The sequence below is a fragment of the Paraburkholderia fungorum genome, assembly GCF_003610895.1.
GTDB classification, from domain to species: domain Bacteria; phylum Pseudomonadota; class Gammaproteobacteria; order Burkholderiales; family Burkholderiaceae; genus Paraburkholderia; species Paraburkholderia fungorum_B.
This window is the reverse complement of the sequence record NZ_MCAS01000020.1, coordinates 91,174-110,691: the sequence shown is the minus strand read 5'-3', so window position 1 is coordinate 110,691 and position 19,518 is coordinate 91,174. Positions and strand designations below refer to the sequence as shown.

The following is a 19,518-nucleotide window of genomic DNA, read 5'->3' as shown; positions in this document are numbered from 1 at the left end:
CTATGGGCAACAGGATGGCGAAGTCAAACGTCGAACGCTCGCATCACGAGCGCGGTGGGATGGGAGTGCAGGCGCGTCTGGCTGGACGCTCCCGCACGCAGCGATTGACGCGCGGGCTGGCCTGCTGGCTCGCCTTGCAAACTGCCCTGGCGGCACCGCTGGCTTCGGCGGCCGAAGTGGTCGCGGCGGCCGCGGGAACCACGAGCGGTAGCGCGAGCGCGTCGCAAGCCGGGCCGGCGGTAAACGCCCAGGGCCAGGCAGCGGGCGCGCGCGTCGCCACTGGCGTGGGCAGCGTGCCCGCGCCGGGACCGGCGCTCGCCTACGATCCGAACGCGATCGCGCAAGCGCAATTGGCCACGCCCACGCCGGCGCTCGCTGCGTCGTCGGTGAAAGCGCTGGGCATCAAAACGCCCACCACCGCCGAGCCGGGCACGCTGGTGCCGGGCGGCCGCCGTCAAACACTCACGTTCGCCGACCTGGGCGCGCGCGATCCGCTGCAATTGCGCGGTACCGACGGCCAGAACGGCGTCGCGTTCTCCGTGCGCGGCGACGAAGTGGTGACCGGCGCGGTCCTGCATCTGGTCTATAGCTACTCGCCCGCGCTGCTCGCGAATATTTCCCAGCTGAAAGTGCTGGTGAACGGCGAAGTCGCCGCGACGCTGCCGGTGCCGCGCGAACAGGCCGGCATGCTGGTAGCGCGCGACGTCTCGATCGATCCGCGCTTCATCACCGAATTCAACCATCTGAACGTGCAGCTGATCGGTCACTACACGACGAGTTGCGAGGACCCGGCGAATTCGTCGCTGTGGGCCACCGTCAGCAATGCCAGCTCGCTCGATCTGACCTATGCGTCGCTCGCCAGCAAGCCGGATCTGGCGGCCTTGCCGCAGCCGTTCTTCGACCGCCGCGACGTGCGCCGTCTCGAACTGCCGTTCGTGTTCCCGCAAAAACCCGGCGCCGGCACGCTCGAAGCAGGCGGCATCGTCGCCTCATGGTTCGGCGCGCTCGCCGGCTATCGCGGCGCGGTCTTTCCGGCACAACAGGACAACGCACCGCTCTCGGGCAACGCAGTGGTGTTCGCCACCGACGACCAGCGCCCGGCCGGCGTGACGATTCCGGCGATCTCGGGCCCGACCATCGCCGTGGTGGATCGTGAAGCGCCGGCGCGCGGCAAGCTGCTGCTCGTGCTCGGCCGCACCGAGGCCGAACTGAAAACCGCGGCCAGAGCACTCGGCATCGGCCAGAACACGCTGACCGGTCCGAGCGCGACGATCACGCGCCTGAACGAACTCACGCCGCGCGCGCCGTACGACGCGCCGAACTGGCTGCCCACCAATCGCCCCGTGCGTTTCGGCGAGCTCGCCGATCCGCGCGACCTGACCGTGTCCGGCTACGACGCCGACGCCGTGCGCGTGAATCTGCGCGTGCCGCCCGATCTGTTCATGTGGCACACCAAGGGCGCGCCGATCGATCTGCGCTACCGCTACACGGTGCGCCCGCTGCGCGACCGGTCGTCGCTGAACATCAGCGTCAATGACGGCTTCGTGCAGGCGCTGCCGATTCCCACCGAGTCCGCCTCCGTATTCGAGCTGAGCCATTACTTCGCGCGCGTGTTGCCGGACAAGACCGCCGAAGCGCGCCGCACGGTCTACGTGCCGCCGCTGCTGCTGACGCCGCGTGCGCAAGTGCGCCTGCATTTCTACTACGACATTCCCAACACCGGCGAATGTCACGGCCGCCTGCTGGAAAATGTGGTCGGCGCCATCGATCCGAATTCGACCATCGACCTGTCGTCGTTCCCGCACTACATGGCACTGCCCGATCTGGCGGCATTCGCCAACAGCGGCTTCCCGTTCACGCGCATGGCCGACCTTTCCGAAACCGCGGTGATCCTGCCGGACGAGGCCGATTCGAGCGACTACAGCCTGTACCTGCTGACCATGGGCCGCATGGGGGCATCGACGGGCTACCCGGTGAACGGCGTCACCGTCGGCACGGCAGACGACGTCGACAAGTACGCCAACAAGGACCTGCTGATTTTCGGCGCGCCGGGCAAGCAACCGCTGTTGCAGCGCTGGGCCAAATCGATGCCGTTCTCCAGCGACGGCGATTCGCGCACCTTCGCGCTGTCAGACGTAGTCTTCAAGCTCGAGGACTGGTGGCATGGCGAGCGCGGGGTCGAACGCTCGCCGGCGCGCGCCGACCTCACGCTCGTGAGTTCGAACGGCGACGCGCTGCTGACCGGTTTCGAATCGCCGCTGCAGAAGAATCGCAGCGCCGTCGCGCTGGTGAGCGCGGCCGGCCAGTCGGACGCCGACCTGTCCGCCGCCCTGCTCGACGCCGACGTGCTGCCGGAAATTCAAGGCGCGATGGCCGTGATCCACGGCCGCACCGTCACCATCACGTCGAACGGCGAAGCGTACTATGTCGGCCATTTGTCGCCGCAGGAGTATCTGCGCTGGGCGCTGTCGTCGCATCCGCTGCTGCTGGTGCTAAGCGGCGTGCTCGCCGCGCTGATCATCGCGGGCCTGTTCTACCGCACGCTGCGCTCGATCGCCGCGCGCCGGCTGAAAGACTGAGAGGACCGACAGGACTGATATGCGGGTTCGAATCAATAAAACCTCTATGACGCTAACGGTGGGCCTCAGTCTCGCGCTTGCCGCGGCCGCGAGTGTTGCCGCTACTACCACTATTACCAGGGTGGCCCAGACCACCTCGCCCACCGGTCAAGCTGGTCAGCCTGCTCAGTGCAACACCGACTGGCCGGCCTATCGCATCTTCGTCGAACGCTTCGTGCAGGCGGATGGCCGCGTGATCGACTATTCGTCGCCGCAACTGAAAACCACCTCGGAAGGCCAGTCGTACGGCATGTTCTTCGCCCTGGTCGCGAACGACCGTGCGACCTTCGACCGCCTGCTCGACTGGACCCGCGCGAATCTCGCGGGCAATCAGTTCGACGCGCAAAACGTGCGGCTGCCGTCGTGGCTTTGGGGCAAGAAACCGGACGGCTCGTTCGGCGTGCTCGATCAGAATTCCGCGTCCGACTCCGACCTGTGGATCGCCTACGATCTGCTGCAAGCCGGCCGCCTTTGGCATGAGCCCGGTTATACGCAACTCGGTCAGGCGCTCGCCGCCCAGATCGCGCGCCAGGAAATGACCACGCTGCCGGGCGTCGGTCCGATGCTGCTGCCCGGCCCGCAGGGCTTCAAAAACGGCGGGGTGACGCGCCTCAATCCGAGCTATCTGCCCTTACCCGTGCTGCGCGCGTTGGCGAAAGACGTGCCGAACGGCCCGTGGGGCAAGCTCGCCGACAGCACCTTCAAGCTGATCAAAACCACCGCCCCCCAAGGCTTCGCACCCGACTGGGCCGCGTGGCAGAACGGCCAGTTCGTGGTCGATCCGAAAGAAGGCGACACAGGCAGCTACGACGCGATCCGCGTCTACCTATGGGCCGGTCTCACCTCGTCCGCCGACCCGCTCGGCAAACCCTGGCTCGCGGCGCTCGGCGGCATGCGCGCGCGCGTCGCGCAAACCGGCATCCCGCCCGAGAAGGTTTCGTCGACCACCGGCACGGCGAGCGGCGAAGGACCATTGAGCTACTGGGGCGCGCTCGCGCCGTATTTCAAGGCGCTCGGTGACGAACGCGGCCTCGGTCTCGCCCGCACCCATCTCGCCGTGCTCGACACCACCGTGCCGGGCCGCGAACCTGTCTATTACGATCGTGTGCTCGGCTTGTTCGGCACCGGATTTATCGACGGCCGCTATCGCTTCGACGAAGCCGGCCGTCTCGTGCCAAGTTGGAGAAATGCATGCGACTGAGCGCCCTCGCGTTGTCATTGCGCTTCGCGCTGAGCCTGACGGTCGTCTGCTGTACGGCGGCGGCTTCACCCGACGTGCTGGCGCAGGCGTCAAAAGATCCGCTGAGCGTGCTGATCGATCAGGGCAAGTACTGGCAATCGCATCACCGCGGCGACCTCGCCGAACAGGCGTGGCAGAAAGTGCTGAGCCTCGACCCGAAGCAGCCTGATGCGCTCTATGGCATGGGCATGGTGCTCGCCGACCGCAAGGACGGCGCGGGTGCGCAGCAATATCTGGCGCGTCTGAAAGCGGTCGCGCCGAACTACCCGAATCTGGACGAACTCGGCCGGCGTCTCGGCGAATCGAGCCTGCGGGATCAGACCGTCAACGATGCGCGGCGGCTCGCGCAAAGCGGCCAGAGCGCGAGCGCGGTGGAGGAATACCAGCGCGCGTTGAACGGCAAACCGGCCACACCCGAACTGCAGCTCGAGTACTACCAGGCGCTGTCGGCCACGCCGCAGGGCTGGGATCAGGCACGCCGCGGCCTCGAACAGCTCGCGCGCGACAATCCCGACGACCCGCGCTATGCCCTCGCCTATGCCCAGCATCTGACCTATCGCGACACGACGCGCCGCGACGGTATCGCGCGGCTGCAGAAGCTCGCCGGCGACAGCACGGTTGGCGCGTCGGCGAAAAAGAGCTGGCGGCAGGCCTTGTTGTGGCTCGACGCACGGCCTTCCGACGTCGCGACGTACGAAGCCTATCTGCAAGGCGCACCCGACGACGCCGCGGTGAAAGCACGCTTCGAGTCGATGGTTCAGCAGGACAAGGCCGCTCGCGACCGCGCTCAGGAAAATGCCGCTGTCGACGCCCGCGGCCGCACCATCGCCGACGGTTTCGCCGCGCTCGATCGTGGCGACCTCGGCACGGCGCGGACGAAGTTTTCGTCAGTACTGGCAAATAGTCCGAACGACACCGACGCGCTCGGCGGCATGGGGATCGCCGCACTGAAACAGGAACGCTTTGCCGAGGCGCGCAACTATCTGGAGCGCGCGTCGCGCAGCGGCAATCCCGCGCGCTGGAAAACCGCGCTCGATAGCGCGACCTACTGGACCTATACCAGCGACGCGATCGGCGCGCGCAGCAATGGCGAGTTCGCGAAGGCGAAGTCGCTGTTCGAACGCGCGATCGCGCTCAATCCGGCCGACGTCACCGCGCAGGTGCTGCTCGGCGAGATGCTGCTCTCGAATGGCGACCCGGCCGGGGCCGAGCAGGCCTACCGGATGGCATTGCGCCGCCAGGCCGACAATCCCGATGCGATTCGCGGCCTCGTCGGCGCGCTCGCCGCGCAAGGCCGCGGCGACGAAGCGCTGCAATTCGCCAATCAGTTGAACAGCGAACAACAATCCAAGGCCGGCGGCATCAACCGTCTGCGCGGCGAAGCGCAGGCCGCCCAGGCACGCGCGGCCGAAGCGCGCGGCGATCTCGGCAGCGCGCGCAGCCTGTTCGAAGACGCGTTGCTGAACAATCCCGACGATCCCTGGCTGCGCCTCGACCTCGCGCGCATCTACGTGCGCCAGGGGGCGGTAGCGAACGCGCGCAGCATGATGGACGGACTGCTCGCCGCGCATCCCGACATGACCGACGCGCTCTACGCGAGCGCGTTGCTGTCGGCGGAAACGCAGGACTGGGCGGCCGGGCTCGCGCAACTCGAACGGATTCCGGCCGCGCAACGCACCGACGCGATGACGACCTTGCAGCACCGTTTGTGGGTGCATCAGCAGGCCGACCTCGCGACGCGCATGGCGCGCAACGGCCAGTCGCAGCAAGCACTGGCAACGCTCGCCGCCGCCGAACCGGTCGCCGGCAACAGCCCCGAACTGATCGGCGTGATCGCCGCCGCGTATCAGCAGGCCGGCGACCCGAATCGCGCGCTGGGTCTCGTGCGCAGCGCGATGAACGCGGCGCCCGGCAACACCGATTTGCTGCTGCAATACGCGGGCATTCTGTCCGCCACGCAGCAGGAAGCCGAACTCGGCATGGTGATGCGACGGCTCGCGTCGATGCAGCTAACGCCTCAGCAGCGCACGGATTTCGGCAATCTGAATCTGGGTATCGTCATCAAGCAATGCGACGCGGTGCGTCAGCGCGGCGACCTTGCCAGCGCTTACGACGTGATCGCGCCGTGGCTGGCGGCGATGCCCGACAATCCCGATCTGCAAGCCGCCCTCGGCCGTCTCTATTCGACCGCCGGCGACGACCGCAATGCGCTCGCCAGCTATCGCGTCGCGCTGCAGCGCAAGCCCGACGACCTGAACCTGCTGCAGGCGAGCATCTCCGCGGCGGCCGGCACCAAGCAGTTCAGCTACGCCGAATCGCTCGCGAAGCAGGCGCTCGCGGCAGCCCCGGGCGACCCGGGCGTGCTGGCGACGGTCGGCCGCATGTATCGCGCCGAAGGCAAGCTGTCGCTCGCCGCGACTTATCTGCAGCGCTCGCTGGTCGCGGCCAATACGCCGCTGATGGCTGCGCCGCGCGCCAATTCACCGAGCAATGTGCCGCGCGGCTGGGAAGTCGCGATGCGCCGGATCGGCGCGACGCCGCTGCCCGGCACCAATCCCTTCGAAGGTAAAACCGCCACGATCTCGCCGACCGACGCCGACAACGCCGCGTTTGCCGGCGGCGGCTCCAATGCCGCGCGTGCCTCGCTTCCGTACTCGCAGTCCTCCTTGCCGTCACAGACCGTGCCGAACTATCCGCCGCCCACGCAACCCGCGCCTTACGTCGCGCCCTATACGGCACCCGCGCCGCAGCCGTATTTGCCCAATGCCGCACCCTCCGCATTGCCCTATAACGCGCCACGTCCGGGCGTCAATACAGGTGGCTACGGTCAGGAGGCCAACGGATCGAGCCAGTCAGGCGCGCCGTTGCAGCCGTATCCGGGCCAGGGTCAGGCGCAGATGCAGCAGGCCCCGCAGCAGCAGTACAACCCGGGGTATCCGCAGCAGGCGGGGTATCCTCAACAAGCCGGCTACCCGCAGCAAGGTGCTTATCCGCAGCAGACGCAATACCCGCAGCAAATGCCGGACGGCTATGGGGCCACGCCGTGGCCGATGTCGCCCGCGGCGCGCGAAGCGCAAGCCAATGCCGGTTCGATGCAACAGCCGCGTTACGCGAACTCGCCCTCCGGCACGAAACACGCGGCCAGCAGGAAACCAAGCGCCGCGAAGAGCAGCCGCAACACGCAAGCCTACGCGCAGGCGCCGTATGGGCAGAATCAGGGCTACCCGCAGCAGCAACAGCCCTATTACGGCCAGCAGCCTTATCCGCCGCAGCAACAGGCTTACGCGCAGCAACCCTATCAGCCGCTTCCGCCACAGCAGGCTTACGGTCAACCCTATCAGCCCTATCCGAACCAGGGCTCGGGTTATTACGCGCAGCAGCAGCAACCGTACATTCCGCAACCGCCGACCGGTTATGCGCAGCCGTATTACCCGCAGCAACCCGGCGCGAATGGCAACGGCGGCAGCTACGCGCAGCCGAATGTCGCCAATACGCAGACGCTCGGCGTGGCGGACGAACTGGCTCAGGTCAATCGCGAGCAGTCGAGCACGGTGTCGGGCGGGATCGTGTTCCGCAACCGTTCGGGCGAAGACGGCCTGTCGACACTGAACGATATCGAAGCGCCGATCCAGGGGCGCATCAAGGCCGGCAACGGCCATATCGTCGTGACCGCGACGCCGGTTACGCTCGACGCCGGCACCGCCGCGGGCAATGTCTCGACGCTCGCGCGATTCGGCGCGGGGCTGTCCAGTTTCAACTCCGCCACCGCGGCGGTCGCCGGCAACAACACGTATGGCAGTCAGACCGCCAGCGGCGTGGGCTTGTCCGTCGGCTACGAAGGCCGCAGCTTCAGCGGCGATGTCGGCGTGACGCCGCTCGGTTTCCCCGAGAAAACCATCGTGGGCGGCCTGCAATACAACGGCGGCATTACCGACAAGGTGTCGTATTCGCTGGCTATCGCGCGCCGCGCGGTGACCGACAGCCTGCTGTCGTATGCGGGCGCACGCGATTCAGGCTCCGGCCTCGAGTGGGGCGGCGTCACTTCCAACGGCGGCCTCGGCAGCCTCGCATGGGACGACGGCACCAGCGGCCTGTATGTGAACGCCGCGTATCAGTTCTACCAGGGCTACAACGTTGCGAGCAATAACGCGGTCAAGGGCGGCGGCGGTGTCTATACACGCGTCTTCAAGGATGCCGATCAGACGCTGACGGTCGGCGTGAACACGACACTGATGCGTTATGCCAACAACCTGTCGTACTTTACCTATGGCCAGGGCGGGTACTTCAGTCCGCAACAGTACGTGATCCTGAATCTTCCGGTGGAATGGACTGGGCGCAATGGTCAGTTTACTTATGACGTGAAGGGCTCGATCGGCGTGCAGCATTATCGTCAGGACGCGTCGAACTACTTCCCGCTCAATGACGGCTCCAACCGCCAGGCCACCGCGGCTGCGGTCGCCAAACTGATCGGCACAGGTGTGGATAGCGGTGCGGTTTATCCGGGGCAAAGCAAGACCGGGCTGTCCTATTCGCTTAGCGCGGTGGGCGAATATCAACTGGCGCCGCAACTGGCGTTTGGGGCGACCGCTTCGCTCGGCAATGCTTATGAGTATCGCGAGTGGCTTGCCGCTGTTTATGTGCGGTATAGCTTTAGCAAACAGACGGGATTGCAGCCGTTCCCGCCTACGCCGCTCACATCGCCTTATCTGTCGTTGTCGAACTAGCGGTCTTTTCTTGGGCGGCGATGGCGCGCGCCCAAGGCTCAACGCTCAACGCTCCACGCGCGGCCTCGGAACATGGCCGGTGCGCTCGATACCGACCTGACGCCTGACGTGTGTCCGGCTCAGGCAGCGTATTTCGTGTGATGTTTTGCCCTCGCGCCACATCGCGTCGCGCGCCCTTCTTTCCGCTTTGCACCACGCTTTCCGGGTAGCCCAAGTAAAGGTTGCCACGCGTGACCCTGCCCTTCGCCCGCATTGTTCGGGCAGCCCCATAAAGCACGCTCGACCCCGTCACCAACCGGACGTTGTCGCCTACAATTATTGCTGCCGCGTGGCCGCTTCGCGCCCGCGGCGCACGGCAGAAGATTCACCCCACCGTTTGCTGGGCATTCACGCGCCATGCGCGTCGGCAGAGTGGGAACACACTCATTGACGTGAACTCTGTGGAGCGCAGCAATGCCCTTTCCGGCACAAGACCACGGCTGCCCCGGCTGGAACGGGGAAATGGCGCGGCGCATCAGCGAATTCGACTGGCGCGCGACCAGCCTCGGCCCGATGGAAGAATGGCCGCGCAGTCTCACTGCCGTCGTTCAAATGCTGCTCGCTTCGCCCGTGCCCCTCGTGCTTCTGTGGGGCAAACCAGGCTACATGATCTACAACGACGCCTACGCGATCTTCGCAGGCGGACGGCATCCGTATCTGCTCGGTTGTCCGGTCGAACGCGGCTGGCCGGAGGTCGCCGAGTTCAACCATCACGTCATGGAGACCTGTCTGGCCGGCGGCACCCTGTCGTATCGCGACAAGGAACTGGTTCTGCTGCGCGACGGGAAACCCGAAGACGTCTGGATGGACCTGTACTACAGTCCGGTCGCCGACGACAGCGGCGCCCCTGCGGGCGTGCTCGCGATGGTCGTCGAAACCACTACCCGCATACTGACCGAACGCTGGCGCCAACGCGCCGAGGCGGAACTGCACGAAACCAACGAACGCTTGCAGCTCGCGCTCAATACCGGCGCCGTACTCGGCACCTGGGTGCTCGATCTGCGCACCGGCACCGGCACCGTCACCGGCGACGAGCGCTTCGCGCGCACCTTTTCGTTTCCATTGGAAGAAGCCGCGAAAGGAGTCGAGCGCCAGGCCGCAACGCAGGTGATCCATCCCGACGACCAGCCGCTCAACGATCGCCTGACTGCCGAAGCGATACGCACCGGCCAGCCGTTTCGTGCCGAGTACCGGATTCGCCGCGCCGATGGCGACTATATGTGGGTGCAGGCGAACGGCCAGTGCGAGTTCGACGACGAGGGGGAGCCGACGCGCTTTCCCGGCGTGCTGATCGACATTCACGAACGCAAGATCGCCGAGCAATCGCTGCGTCAGTTGACCGAAACGCTCGAACAACGCGTTGCCGATGAAGTCTCCGCACGGGCGCTCGCCGAAGAGCAGTTGCGCCAGGCCCAGAAGATGGAAGCGATCGGCAGCCTGACAGGCGGTGTCGCGCACGACTTCAACAACGTGCTGCAAGTGATCAACGGCAATCTGCAGATGCTCGCCGCCGATACCGACGGCAATCCGGCCACGTTGCGGCGTTTGTCGGCCGCGACCGATGCCGTCAAACGCGGCGCGAAACTCGCCGCGCATCTGCTTGCCTTCGCGAGGCGCCAGCCGCTCTCGCCTATCGTGCTGAACCCACGCCGCCTGCTTTCCGGCATGAGCGAGATGCTGCACCGCGCGCTCGGCGAGACCGTCAAGATCGAGACGGTGTTGAGCGACGACCTCTGGCATGTGCAGGTCGATCGCAACCAGCTCGAAAACGCCCTGCTCAATCTTGTGATCAATGCGCGCGACGCCATGCAGGCAGACGGCACGCTCACCGTACAGGCGACCAACCGCGTGCTGGACGTCCAGTTTTGCCGTGGCAAGCCGGAGCTCTCGCCTGGCGAGTACGTGGTGTTCTCGGTGACCGACACCGGTATCGGCATGAAGCCCGAAATCCTCGAGCACGTGTTTGAACCGTTCTTCACCACCAAGCCCGACGGCCATGGCACCGGCCTCGGCTTGAGCATGGTGTTCGGCTTCGTCAGGCAAAGCGGCGGCCATACGTTGATCGACAGCCAGGTGGGGCGCGGCACCACCGTCTCGCTGTATTTTCCGCGCTGCTGCGAGCCGGAAACAGCCGAAACCGCCGATCAGACCGCGGCGCCGGTGGGCGGCCGCGAAACGATTCTGGTGGTCGAGGACGATGCGGATGTCCGCCTGACCGCCGTCGAAATGCTCGCGCAACTCGGCTACAAGGTGCTGACTGCCTCCAGTGGGGATGCGGCGCTCGATTTCATCGATAGCGACGTGCCAATCGATCTGTTGTTTACCGATGTCGTGATGCCCGGCGTGGTGAAAAGCGTCGAGCTGGCGCAGCGTGCGGCAGCGCGCTCGCCCACGGTGCCGACACTTTTTACATCGGGCTACACGCGCGACGAAATCGTCCACCACGGCAAGCTCGACGCCGGCATCACGCTGCTCTCCAAGCCGTACCGGCGCGACGATCTCGCGCGCAAGGTGCGCAGCGTACTGAGCGCCGGCATAGCCAGTGTGAGCGATAGACATATCTCCGCTTGCGTGCCGCGCGCGGGCTACGATCCGGCCCACGCAGGCGCAGCATCTGAAGCGTCCGACCCACGCGAAAGCATGCACGCGCAGGCACGTCAACCCGGCACGTCGGCTCGCGTGCTGCTGGTCGAAGACGACACCGATTCGCGCGAAGCGCTCTGCGAACTGCTCGGTGCACTGGGACTGGACTGCACTGCGGCCGCCAGCGCCGAAGAAGCGCTGCCGCTGGTACCCGCCCAACGCTTCGACGTCCTGCTCACCGACCTGACATTGCCCGGCATGTCCGGCGACAACCTGGCTCGCGCGGTGCTCAGTCAACAGCCGGACATCCGCGTGCTGGTGCTCTCTGGCTACGGCAAGAACGCCGAGATCGGCGAAGCCATTCCGGGCGCGCGGCTGCTCGGCAAGCCGCTCGATATCTCGCAGTTGCGCTACGAACTCGCGGAGTGGCTCGATCATACCGAGGCGGCTTCCTAGCGAAGCGTCTTTCACGCAAGCACACGAGGCCGCCAATGGACATTCAATGCGGAACCGCTGGCTGGACCGACAAGACGCTGATCGCCTGTAAGCGTTTTTACCCACGTGGCAGCAGCAGTGCGGAAGCGCGGCTGCGTTTCTACGCGTCGCAGTTTCCGCTCGTTGAAGTCGATTCGGCCTACTATGCAATGCCGTCGCCCGCGCATTCGCAGATGTGGAGCGAGCGCACGCCGGCAGGATTCACATTCAACTTCAAGGCGTTTCGCCTCTTTACCGGCCACCAGACTTCGCCCGACGTACTGCCCAAAGACATTGCGATGGCGCTGCCGGCCGGTACCACCGGCTCGCGCAAGAAGAACGTCTACTACGCCGAACTCCCCGCCGAGATCATCGACGAGCTCTGGCGGCGTTATCTGGACGCGCTCGAACCGCTGCGCGCAAGCGGCCGTCTCGGCGCCGTGCTGTTCCAGTTCGCGCCGTGGATCACGCGCTCACCGGACGGTCTCGCGCTCGTCGAAGCCTGCCGGGCGCGCATGGCAGACTACTTGATAGCCGCCGAATTCCGCAATCAATCCTGGTTCGACGATCAGCACGCGCAATGGACGCTGGACTTCCTGCGCGAGCATAGCCTCGTCCATGTGATCGTCGACGCGCCGCCGGATGTGACGAACCGCGTGCACACCGTGTGGGAAGCGACGCATCCTCAACTCGCGATGGTACGTTTGCATGGCCGCAATACGCAGACGTGGGGCGCGACGGGTACGGCGAGCGCGGCCGATCGCTTCAACTACGACTATAGCGACGCCGAACTGAGCGAACTGGCGCCGTCGATCCGCGCAATCGCGACACGGGCAGGCCGGACGCACGTGATCTTCAACAACTGCTTCGAAGACCAGGGGCAACGCAATGCGCGTTCGCTGATGAGCATTCTCGGCGGAAGCGCTACGTTGGCGTAGGGCGTGGCGGGCGCGGGAAAACGATCAACGGCACGCTGACGTCACGCTCGCGATACTTCTTTTTTGCCGTTACCATTCGTGGCCTGATCGACATCTTTCAACGAGGCGCTTATGCCTTTGATTCTACGTCGCGCGGAATTGAGCGACGCTGAGGAACTTGCAGGAATGTACCTGCGATCGCGCAACGAGTTGGCGTCCTACGCGCCAATAATTCACTCCGATGCATCGGTGCGCGATTGGCTCGCAAACGTACTCATTCCATCTGGCAACGTCACCGTAGCCGTGGACGACGGTACTATCGTTGGAATGGCGTCTCACTCGGTTTCCGAAGGCATCGGCTGGCTTGATCAACTGTACATTTGCCCTCGTTTCAAACGCCGTGGAATCGGCACACTCCTTCTGGAATCCGTTAAAGCGCAGATCAACGGGGACCTGCAACTGTACACATTCCAGATGAACACCTCTGCAGCCGCTTTCTACGAACATCATGGGTTCGTCGCAGTTGAATACAGTGACGGAAGCAATAACGAGGAGCAATGTCCCGATGTTCTTTACCGGCTGACGCGGCACGGTGATCCCGTAGGTTAACGAACCAGGGGCCATTCAGCCGTGCCGCGGGCCAGACATTCAGACGCCGCTGAGACGGCTACAACCTGGCCTGCCGCCTCGCCCGGTCGTTAATCACCTGATGGCGCCGATGATCGGTCATCTTCTTCCACCCTCGAATTTCATCGAGGGTACGAAAACATCCAACGCACAGTTTGGTCTTGCCATCGAAGGTGCACACGTTGATGCACGGTGACTTGACTGCCATGTGTCAGGCCACCGCGTGCGACGGTTGGACCTCAACGGTGACGTGCGACAGTCCCTTGAAGCGCCCGAGCACCCCATGATAGAAGCGCGAGTCTCGCTGGGTTTCGTCTGTTGCCACTGACACCACGGCACTCATGTGACCGGGACCCACCCGCCATACATGCAGGTCAACAACCTTGTCGCCGCGGTCTTCGATAGCGTGACGCACGTTCTCCGCCATGCGCCGGTCGGGGCTCATGTCGAGCAGGATCGCGCTCGTGTCACGCATCAGGCCGTACGACCAGTTTGCAATCACCAATGCGCCGATCACACCGGCGAGCGGGTCCATCCAGAGCCAGCCAAATGCGCGCGCCAATACGAGGCCAATGATCGCCAGCACGGAAACCGCCGCATCCGCCATGACGTGCATATAGGCGGACCGGATGTTATGGTCGCGGGTCGCCGCTTCATGTGCGTCGTCGTGGTGTTCATGTTCTTCGAACTCGACTTCGTGCGCGCCGTCCGGCATCCGCACGATGGCCTTGAAGGCGTGCGGCTCGGGAATGTCTTCCACCGACTCCAGATAGCCGCCACGGTCCGCCAGCGCGAATGTCTGCTCTGTCCCATCGGGCCGCACCGTCGTAACGGAAACCGCCGAAGCATCCAGTCGTGAAGCCTGCGTCGCCGGCGTAATGCGGAAAACGGGTGGCACACCGTCCTCGAAGATGGAAACGGCAAACACGCCGGATGGGGCGAAAATCTTCTGCACTTCCTCTTCGTGAGCGTGGTCATCATGACCATGACCGTGTCCGTGGCTATGACCGTGGCTGTGTCCATGACCGCCGCCGCTCAGCAGCCACACGCTTGCCAGGTTCACAAGCAAGCCAACCACGGCGATAGGAATGGCTTCACCGAAATGAATGGGTACCGGCGACAGAAAGCGCGACACCGCCTCGTAGCCGATTAGCACGGCAATCATCGCGAGCACGATGGCGCTCGTGAACCCTGCGAGGTCACCGAGTTTGCCGGTACCGAACACGAAGCGGGAGTCGCTGGCGTGCTTGCGTGCGTAGGTGTACGCAAGCGCGGCAATCAGCATCGCGCCGGCATGCGTGGACATATGCAGACCGTCGGCGACGAGCGCCAGCGAGCCGAACATACTGCCGCCGACGATTTCAATCAGCATCATCGCGCTGCACAATGCAATCACGGCCCACGTCTTGCGCTCGTTCTTTTCGTGACCAACACCCAGAAAAATGTGGTCATGTCCTGCGCCGAATGCGGCGTCTTTGAAATCGCTCATTTTTGACTCTACTTGAAATAGCTGTGGACAACTTCAATGAGTTGTTCCGTCGCGCTGACACCACCTTCCTCACCGTTTTCCGCGTCGACAAGGTGGTCCCTGATGTGGTCTTCCAGCACGACCGCAAGCAGACCGTTCATCGCTCCGCGACAACTCGTGATCCGCTGCAGCACGTCCGAACAGCCGTGCTCTTCCTCGAGCGCCCGTTCGATGGCTTCGACCTGCCCCTTGATGCGGCGGACCCTGTTGAGGAGCCGCTGTTTTTCATGGATTGTGTGACTCACTGTGCGACCTCCAAATAGCCCCATGGGGTATGCAATAGACGCGAGTCTAGCATAGGGGGTGGGGGTATGTTGAATACTTTCGTGCGACGAATCGAATGTGTGCCGTAGACTGTGGGTTCACGGTTCGCAATCGTGCCGTTTGGCGGTTGCCCATAGGGCATTCCAGACCAGCATCATTCGACGGCTGATCCGCGCCGAAACGTGCCGGATGGGTAACGGGGGCGTCCCGGCCGATGCCGGTGCCCGTGCAGGTGGCTTTCGTTAGAATCTGTTTTCGATCCTCATATTCATCTATAACCGGAGACAAACGTGCCAGGCTTACTTCCCGATGTCGACCGCGAGGGACTCCTCGAATATTCAGTCGTTTACACCGACCGATCCATCAACCATATGTCGCAACTTTTTCAGGGAGTCGTACGGGATATTTCCGGCGCCCTGAAAAAAGTCTATAACGCGCAGTCGGCCGTTATCGTCCCGGGCAGCGGGACTTTCGGCATGGAAGCCGTCGCCCGGCAGTTCGCGACGAACCGGAAGTGCCTGGTCATCCGCAATGGCTGGTTCAGTTTCCGCTGGTCGCAGATTTTCGATATGGGCGGCATCCCGTCTGAATCGATTGTGTTGAAGGCGCGTCCGGTCGAACAAGGAAGGCAGGCCGCCTATGCACCGCCGCCGATTGAAGAAGTGGTCGCTGCGATCAGGGAAAACAAGCCGGATCTGGTCTTTGCGCCGCATGTCGAAACCGCGTCCGGGATGATGCTGCCCGATGCCTATTTGCGCGCGGTGGCCGACGCGGTTCATGCCGTCGGCGGCATGTTTGTACTGGATTGCATCGCCTCCGGCACGGTCTGGGTCGACATGAAGGCGAGCGGTGTTGACGTGCTGATCAGCGCGCCGCAAAAAGGATGGAGCGCATCGCCCTGCTGTGCACTGGTCATGCTCAGCCCGCTCGCCCGCGAAAGAATCGACGCCACGACCAGCACCAGTTTCGCTTGCGATCTTCGCAAGTGGCTGCAGGTTATGGAAGCCTACGAGAACGGTGGATTCGCGTACCACGCCACGATGCCGACGGACAGTCTCGCGACGCTGCGCGACGTCATGAAGGAAACCGAGGCATATGGCTTCGAGAAGGTGAAAGCGGAGCAGCTCGAACTCGGTGCGCGCGTTCGCTCACTGCTGAGCGCCAGGGGTTTCAGAAGCGTGGCGGCCGAAGGTTTTCAGGCCCCGGGTGTCGTGGTCAGCTATACCGACGATGACGGCATTCGATCCGGCAAGAAGTTTGCTGATGCCGGCTTGCAGATCGCGCCGGGCGTTCCTCTTCAATGCGACGAGCCTGAAGACTTCAAGACTTTCCGCATCGGACTATTTGGTCTCGACAAACTGCATGACGTCGAAGGCGCGGTCGCGAGGCTTACCAAGGCGTTGGACCGTATCCTTTAGAGCGCATTTCCGGAGCATGTGTGCACGGCTTGTGGTCCTCGCGGCTGCATCGGCAGGGGTGCTCCGGAAACTGCCGGTATAGCTATGCGCACGCTTCGGCGCTAACGGTCGCTCGTGCGAGCCGGGATAGTGCCGATGAATGCCCGCTATCCGCAACTCAGCTATCCAAATACAACGTAACCGGCTAATCCGCCGCGGAGCCAATGTGGTGGCGATACTGATGCTCTACTGGGCATCGATCCAGATCGCATACGGTTTCGTCACAAAGACGGCAATTGCGGATCGCAGTCGTCGCATCAGTGGACATGAGGGACAGAAGCTGCTCGCACATAGCGATCAGCTTCGTTTGCGCCCGTTCGGGAAACTGATCAGTGAGCTTGCTGATGGCTGTCTGGCGTGCAGAAAGCGCCACGTTCACGATAGCTCGTCCGGCTGGTGCAAGCGACAGGAAGACAGCCCGCCTGTCGGTTCCTGAATGCCGCTCGATATATCCGTCCTCGGCAAGACGCTCCACAAGCCGCACGACAGTGGAATGCGCAAGGCCCAGCAGCCGCGCGAGCGTGTCGATCGTAATAGCGGGCCGCTGGCTCAACAGGGTCAGCGCGAAGACCGTTGTTTCATGCAATCCCGTTTCCGTTGAAACAGCGTCGCGAATCCGGTCCATCATCGCTAGCGAAAGCGCACCAAGGAGATTGTCGAGTCGTTGCTTTTCCATACGAAGCCCGCTATTGTATGTATGTATCGTACACAGATATATTCACCGCATCAACCTCCCTGTTATCCGGACTTGCCTGAAGGCAAGCGGGTTCATGCGGGCTCCGCGTAGTCTGGATGCCGACATGGAGTGGATCAAGATGGATGCTCTCCTGACAATATCGACCATTGCGCCGTGGTCCAGTCATTTCTTGCGCAGCGGCCCGCTCCGCTGGGCACCGCTTCGCCCTGTCTAGCTTCCGTTTCGATTCCTGCCGCATTTCCGGGACGCCGCCACAGCCGCGGCGCGGGCACCTGTTGCCTGACGGTCTACAACGAGGAAAATCATGCAACTATTCGAACTGATAGACGCGGCGCCTTGCCACGATTCGAAGGAGGCATCGTACGGGGCGGATATCGACGAAACGAATGCACTGCTCTTTTCAACGCGCGACAAGACCGAAAAGAGAGCAATCCTGTTCAACTGGGCGAAAAAATTCCAGCCTTGTATCCTCGGCCGCCTGGGTTCGTCCGGAAAGCGAGGCATCCAGATTTCTGTATTCGTCATCGACGAGCAGGATGTCGCACGGGGCGACTCACACCTCCAGCGATATCTCAGGCAATGTCGTCGCGACTGGAAAGACCAGTGCGCGTGCGGAGAGAGCGACGCTGTGCTTTATTTTCTGAATGTAGAGAAACTTAGCCGCGTCCCGCCATCCAGCCACCTGCTGGAGATTTTCACCCGATTCTCGGATCTGATTTTTCACGAATTCGGGCCGATACAGCCCGACGTCATCTATACGGAAGCTTCTCCGCTCAAGCTTGACGAGAAGCTGTACCTGTTCAAGGCCGGTATTAACCTCTTCCACACTACGGCACACCTGACGTCCAATCATGATCGAAGGATTCCTGGTGGCGCAGTCATTTCGATCAACGCTGTTGGCCACTATGCGAACAACATGGTCAGGCAGGGGCAGTTCAAGGATGTCGAAGATGCTGTGGCCAACATCCGCAAGTTTGCATGGCAGTCGATCGGCAACGGTGGAATCGGAGTCAACAATCCGGCACTGACCAGTTGGCACAACATCGATCCGAAAAACACCTGCCCGTTCGGCGAGCGCCCGAGCACAGTGCCTGAAAATTTCTCGATCGCAAACTACTCGGCGCGATATCACACGGACATCCTGATTCCACGCCGACTGACTGAAGTGCCAACCACCATGGGCGACCCTTCTGTTGAAGACTGGAAGTGGTTGACGATCGAGTATTTCACCGCACGCCAGTATCAACTCGGATCGATTGACTTTGGCATGTTCCATGGTTACCCGGTCGATGACGAGGCTATCTACTTCAATCCGTTTCCGCCGATACGTGCCGTCAACTCACCCAATCTGATCTATTGAGGTATGCAAATGAAATCGCATTCGGACGAACGTAAAGGAGTTCTGCTCACTATCCTCGCGACGCTTTGCTGGGGCGGTGGGATGGTGTTGAGCAAACGCAGCCTGAACACTGTGGACGAGAACAGCCTGTTTGTTGTCCAACTTATTTCTGCCTGGGCCTGCATCCTCATTTTGACGCTGACAGGAGGCAAGCTCTCGGTTCGGGAGTGGAAGCATGGCTGGCTGGGAATACTGGAGCCCGGAATCGCGTTTTACCTCGTCCTGCTCGGCCTTGCCCGAACGAGTGCAATCAACGCGACGATCCTCCAGTCGATGGAAGGGTTGATGATCATCGGTCTGTCGTTCGTCTTCTTTCGAGGCAAGGTTTCATCCCGCACGCTCATGTGGGGTTGCCTGTCGACTATCGGTGCGATCCTCGTGACCACGAAAGAGAGCATCCTGACAGGCATATCGATCGATTCGGGCGATTACCTCGTTCTGCTCGGTACGCTCTTTGCGGCAGCTTACGTCACGCTATCGTCCCGTGTGGTGGGCGGCGAGAACAGCGCGGAGTCGCTTCTGTTCTGGCAACTGAGTTTCTGCATCGTTCTGGTGATCGGCTATCTGATGTTGCGCGGTCAGTTTTCGCTGCATGCCAATCAGTTCAACGTCTACGCCGTGTCGTCCGGGGCACTGGCTTACGGGCTATCGTTCTATTTCTACCTGTGGGGTATGAAATATATTCCCACCAGTCTGTCAGCCATTCTGCTTTGCCTGACGCCAATTTTCGGCGTTTCCCTTTCGGTGCTGTTTCTTTCGGAAACGATCAACAGCCAGAACATTGTGGGTTTTGTAATGATCCTTCTGTCATCGATTTTTATCACACGGCAGTCGACGACGGAACCTCGATCAGCCGCAAGCTTTTAGGCGCCTTACCAGATTACCCATGGGTGGAATCCCCACTTCCTAACCTCGCCGCCCCTCACTTGAGCCCGAAAATCACGCCTTGAC

The 19,518-nt window shown here is 62.9% G+C and carries 13 protein-coding genes; 9 read left to right on the top strand and 4 right to left on the bottom strand.

Annotated features, from left to right (window positions below):
* Positions 1–2 precede the first annotated feature (2 nt).
* The 6 genes from bcsB (at position 3) to BCY88_RS19885 (ending at position 13,204) form a co-directional block, all read left to right on the top strand.
* Positions 3–2,579, top strand: coding sequence for a cellulose biosynthesis cyclic di-GMP-binding regulatory protein BcsB (bcsB, locus tag BCY88_RS19910; RefSeq protein ID WP_120345911.1), 2,577 nt, complete (start codon positions 3–5; stop codon positions 2,577–2,579).
* 19 nt (positions 2,580–2,598) lie between these two features.
* Positions 2,599–3,819 carry a cellulose synthase complex periplasmic endoglucanase BcsZ gene (bcsZ, locus tag BCY88_RS19905; protein WP_120345910.1) on the top strand — a complete coding sequence of 407 codons (1,221 nt, stop codon included), beginning with the start codon at positions 2,599–2,601 and terminating at the stop codon, positions 3,817–3,819.
* A complete protein-coding gene (locus BCY88_RS19900) occupies positions 3,810–8,582 on the top strand; it encodes a cellulose biosynthesis protein BcsC (RefSeq protein WP_120345909.1) in 4,773 nt (1,590 codons plus the stop codon). Before bcsZ ends, BCY88_RS19900 begins: the two co-directional genes overlap by 10 nt.
* 453 nt (positions 8,583–9,035) lie before the next feature.
* Entirely contained in the window at positions 9,036–11,660 is a 2,625-nt protein-coding gene (locus tag BCY88_RS19895; RefSeq protein ID WP_120345908.1) for a response regulator, read from the top strand.
* A gap of 35 nt (positions 11,661–11,695) precedes the next feature.
* Positions 11,696–12,616 (top strand): DUF72 domain-containing protein, encoded by a 921-nt coding sequence (locus tag BCY88_RS19890; RefSeq protein WP_120345907.1) that lies wholly within the window; start codon positions 11,696–11,698, stop codon positions 12,614–12,616.
* 111 nt (positions 12,617–12,727) lie between these two features.
* On the top strand, positions 12,728–13,204 hold the full coding sequence (locus BCY88_RS19885) for a GNAT family N-acetyltransferase (protein WP_120345906.1): 477 nt from the start codon (positions 12,728–12,730) through the stop codon (positions 13,202–13,204).
* A gap of 58 nt (positions 13,205–13,262) precedes the next feature.
* Here the strand turns inward: BCY88_RS19885 and BCY88_RS19880 are convergent, their stop codons facing one another.
* The 3 genes from BCY88_RS19880 to BCY88_RS19870 are packed head-to-tail and all read right to left on the bottom strand — an operon-like array spanning position 13,263 to position 14,995.
* Complete coding sequence (locus BCY88_RS19880) at positions 13,263–13,430, bottom strand: DUF1289 domain-containing protein (protein ID WP_120345905.1); 168 nt, start codon at positions 13,428–13,430, stop codon at positions 13,263–13,265.
* Positions 13,431–13,433: 3 nt separating this feature from the next.
* The gene (dmeF, locus tag BCY88_RS19875) at positions 13,434–14,711 is read right to left on the bottom strand and encodes a CDF family Co(II)/Ni(II) efflux transporter DmeF (protein ID WP_120345904.1); all 1,278 of its coding nucleotides are present in this window, start codon (positions 14,709–14,711) and stop codon (positions 13,434–13,436) included.
* Positions 14,712–14,719: 8 nt separating this feature from the next.
* Positions 14,720–14,995, bottom strand: a complete 276-nt coding sequence (locus BCY88_RS19870) for a metal/formaldehyde-sensitive transcriptional repressor (protein WP_120345928.1) — start codon at positions 14,993–14,995, stop codon at positions 14,720–14,722.
* Between the two features lie 309 nt (positions 14,996–15,304).
* On the opposite strand from BCY88_RS19870, the gene BCY88_RS19865 reads away from it, so the two are divergent.
* Entirely contained in the window at positions 15,305–16,432 is a 1,128-nt protein-coding gene (locus tag BCY88_RS19865) for an aminotransferase class V-fold PLP-dependent enzyme (protein ID WP_120345903.1), read from the top strand.
* A 184-nt stretch (positions 16,433–16,616) separates the two neighbouring features.
* Here the strand turns inward: BCY88_RS19865 and BCY88_RS19860 are convergent, their stop codons facing one another.
* Complete coding sequence (locus BCY88_RS19860) at positions 16,617–17,147, bottom strand: MarR family winged helix-turn-helix transcriptional regulator (RefSeq protein WP_120345902.1); 531 nt, start codon at positions 17,145–17,147, stop codon at positions 16,617–16,619.
* A 325-nt stretch (positions 17,148–17,472) separates the two neighbouring features.
* On the opposite strand from BCY88_RS19860, the gene BCY88_RS19855 reads away from it, so the two are divergent.
* Positions 17,473–18,528 carry a hypothetical protein gene (locus BCY88_RS19855; RefSeq protein WP_120345901.1) on the top strand — a complete coding sequence of 352 codons (1,056 nt, stop codon included), beginning with the start codon at positions 17,473–17,475 and terminating at the stop codon, positions 18,526–18,528.
* A gap of 9 nt (positions 18,529–18,537) precedes the next feature.
* Entirely contained in the window at positions 18,538–19,434 is an 897-nt protein-coding gene (locus BCY88_RS19850; RefSeq protein ID WP_183081404.1) for a DMT family transporter, read from the top strand.
* The last annotated feature ends 84 nt before the right edge of the window (positions 19,435–19,518 follow it).

Excerpts from the sequence above, each read along its gene's own strand:
- bcsB (WP_120345911.1), top strand. The coding sequence starts at position 3 with ATGGGCAACAGGATGGCGAAGTCAAACGTCGAACGCTCGCATCACGAG.
- bcsZ (WP_120345910.1), top strand. The coding sequence starts at position 2,599 with ATGCGGGTTCGAATCAATAAAACCTCTATGACGCTAACGGTGGGCCTC.
- BCY88_RS19900 (WP_120345909.1), top strand. The coding sequence starts at position 3,810 with ATGCGACTGAGCGCCCTCGCGTTGTCATTGCGCTTCGCGCTGAGCCTG.
- BCY88_RS19895 (WP_120345908.1), top strand. The coding sequence starts at position 9,036 with ATGCCCTTTCCGGCACAAGACCACGGCTGCCCCGGCTGGAACGGGGAA.
- BCY88_RS19890 (WP_120345907.1), top strand. The coding sequence starts at position 11,696 with ATGGACATTCAATGCGGAACCGCTGGCTGGACCGACAAGACGCTGATC.
- BCY88_RS19885 (WP_120345906.1), top strand. The coding sequence starts at position 12,728 with ATGCCTTTGATTCTACGTCGCGCGGAATTGAGCGACGCTGAGGAACTT.
- BCY88_RS19880 (WP_120345905.1), bottom strand. The coding sequence starts at position 13,430 with ATGGCAGTCAAGTCACCGTGCATCAACGTGTGCACCTTCGATGGCAAG.
- dmeF (WP_120345904.1), bottom strand. The coding sequence starts at position 14,711 with ATGAGCGATTTCAAAGACGCCGCATTCGGCGCAGGACATGACCACATT.
- BCY88_RS19860 (WP_120345902.1), bottom strand. The coding sequence starts at position 17,147 with ATGGAAAAGCAACGACTCGACAATCTCCTTGGTGCGCTTTCGCTAGCG.
- BCY88_RS19855 (WP_120345901.1), top strand. The coding sequence starts at position 17,473 with ATGCAACTATTCGAACTGATAGACGCGGCGCCTTGCCACGATTCGAAG.
- BCY88_RS19850 (WP_183081404.1), top strand. The coding sequence starts at position 18,538 with ATGAAATCGCATTCGGACGAACGTAAAGGAGTTCTGCTCACTATCCTC.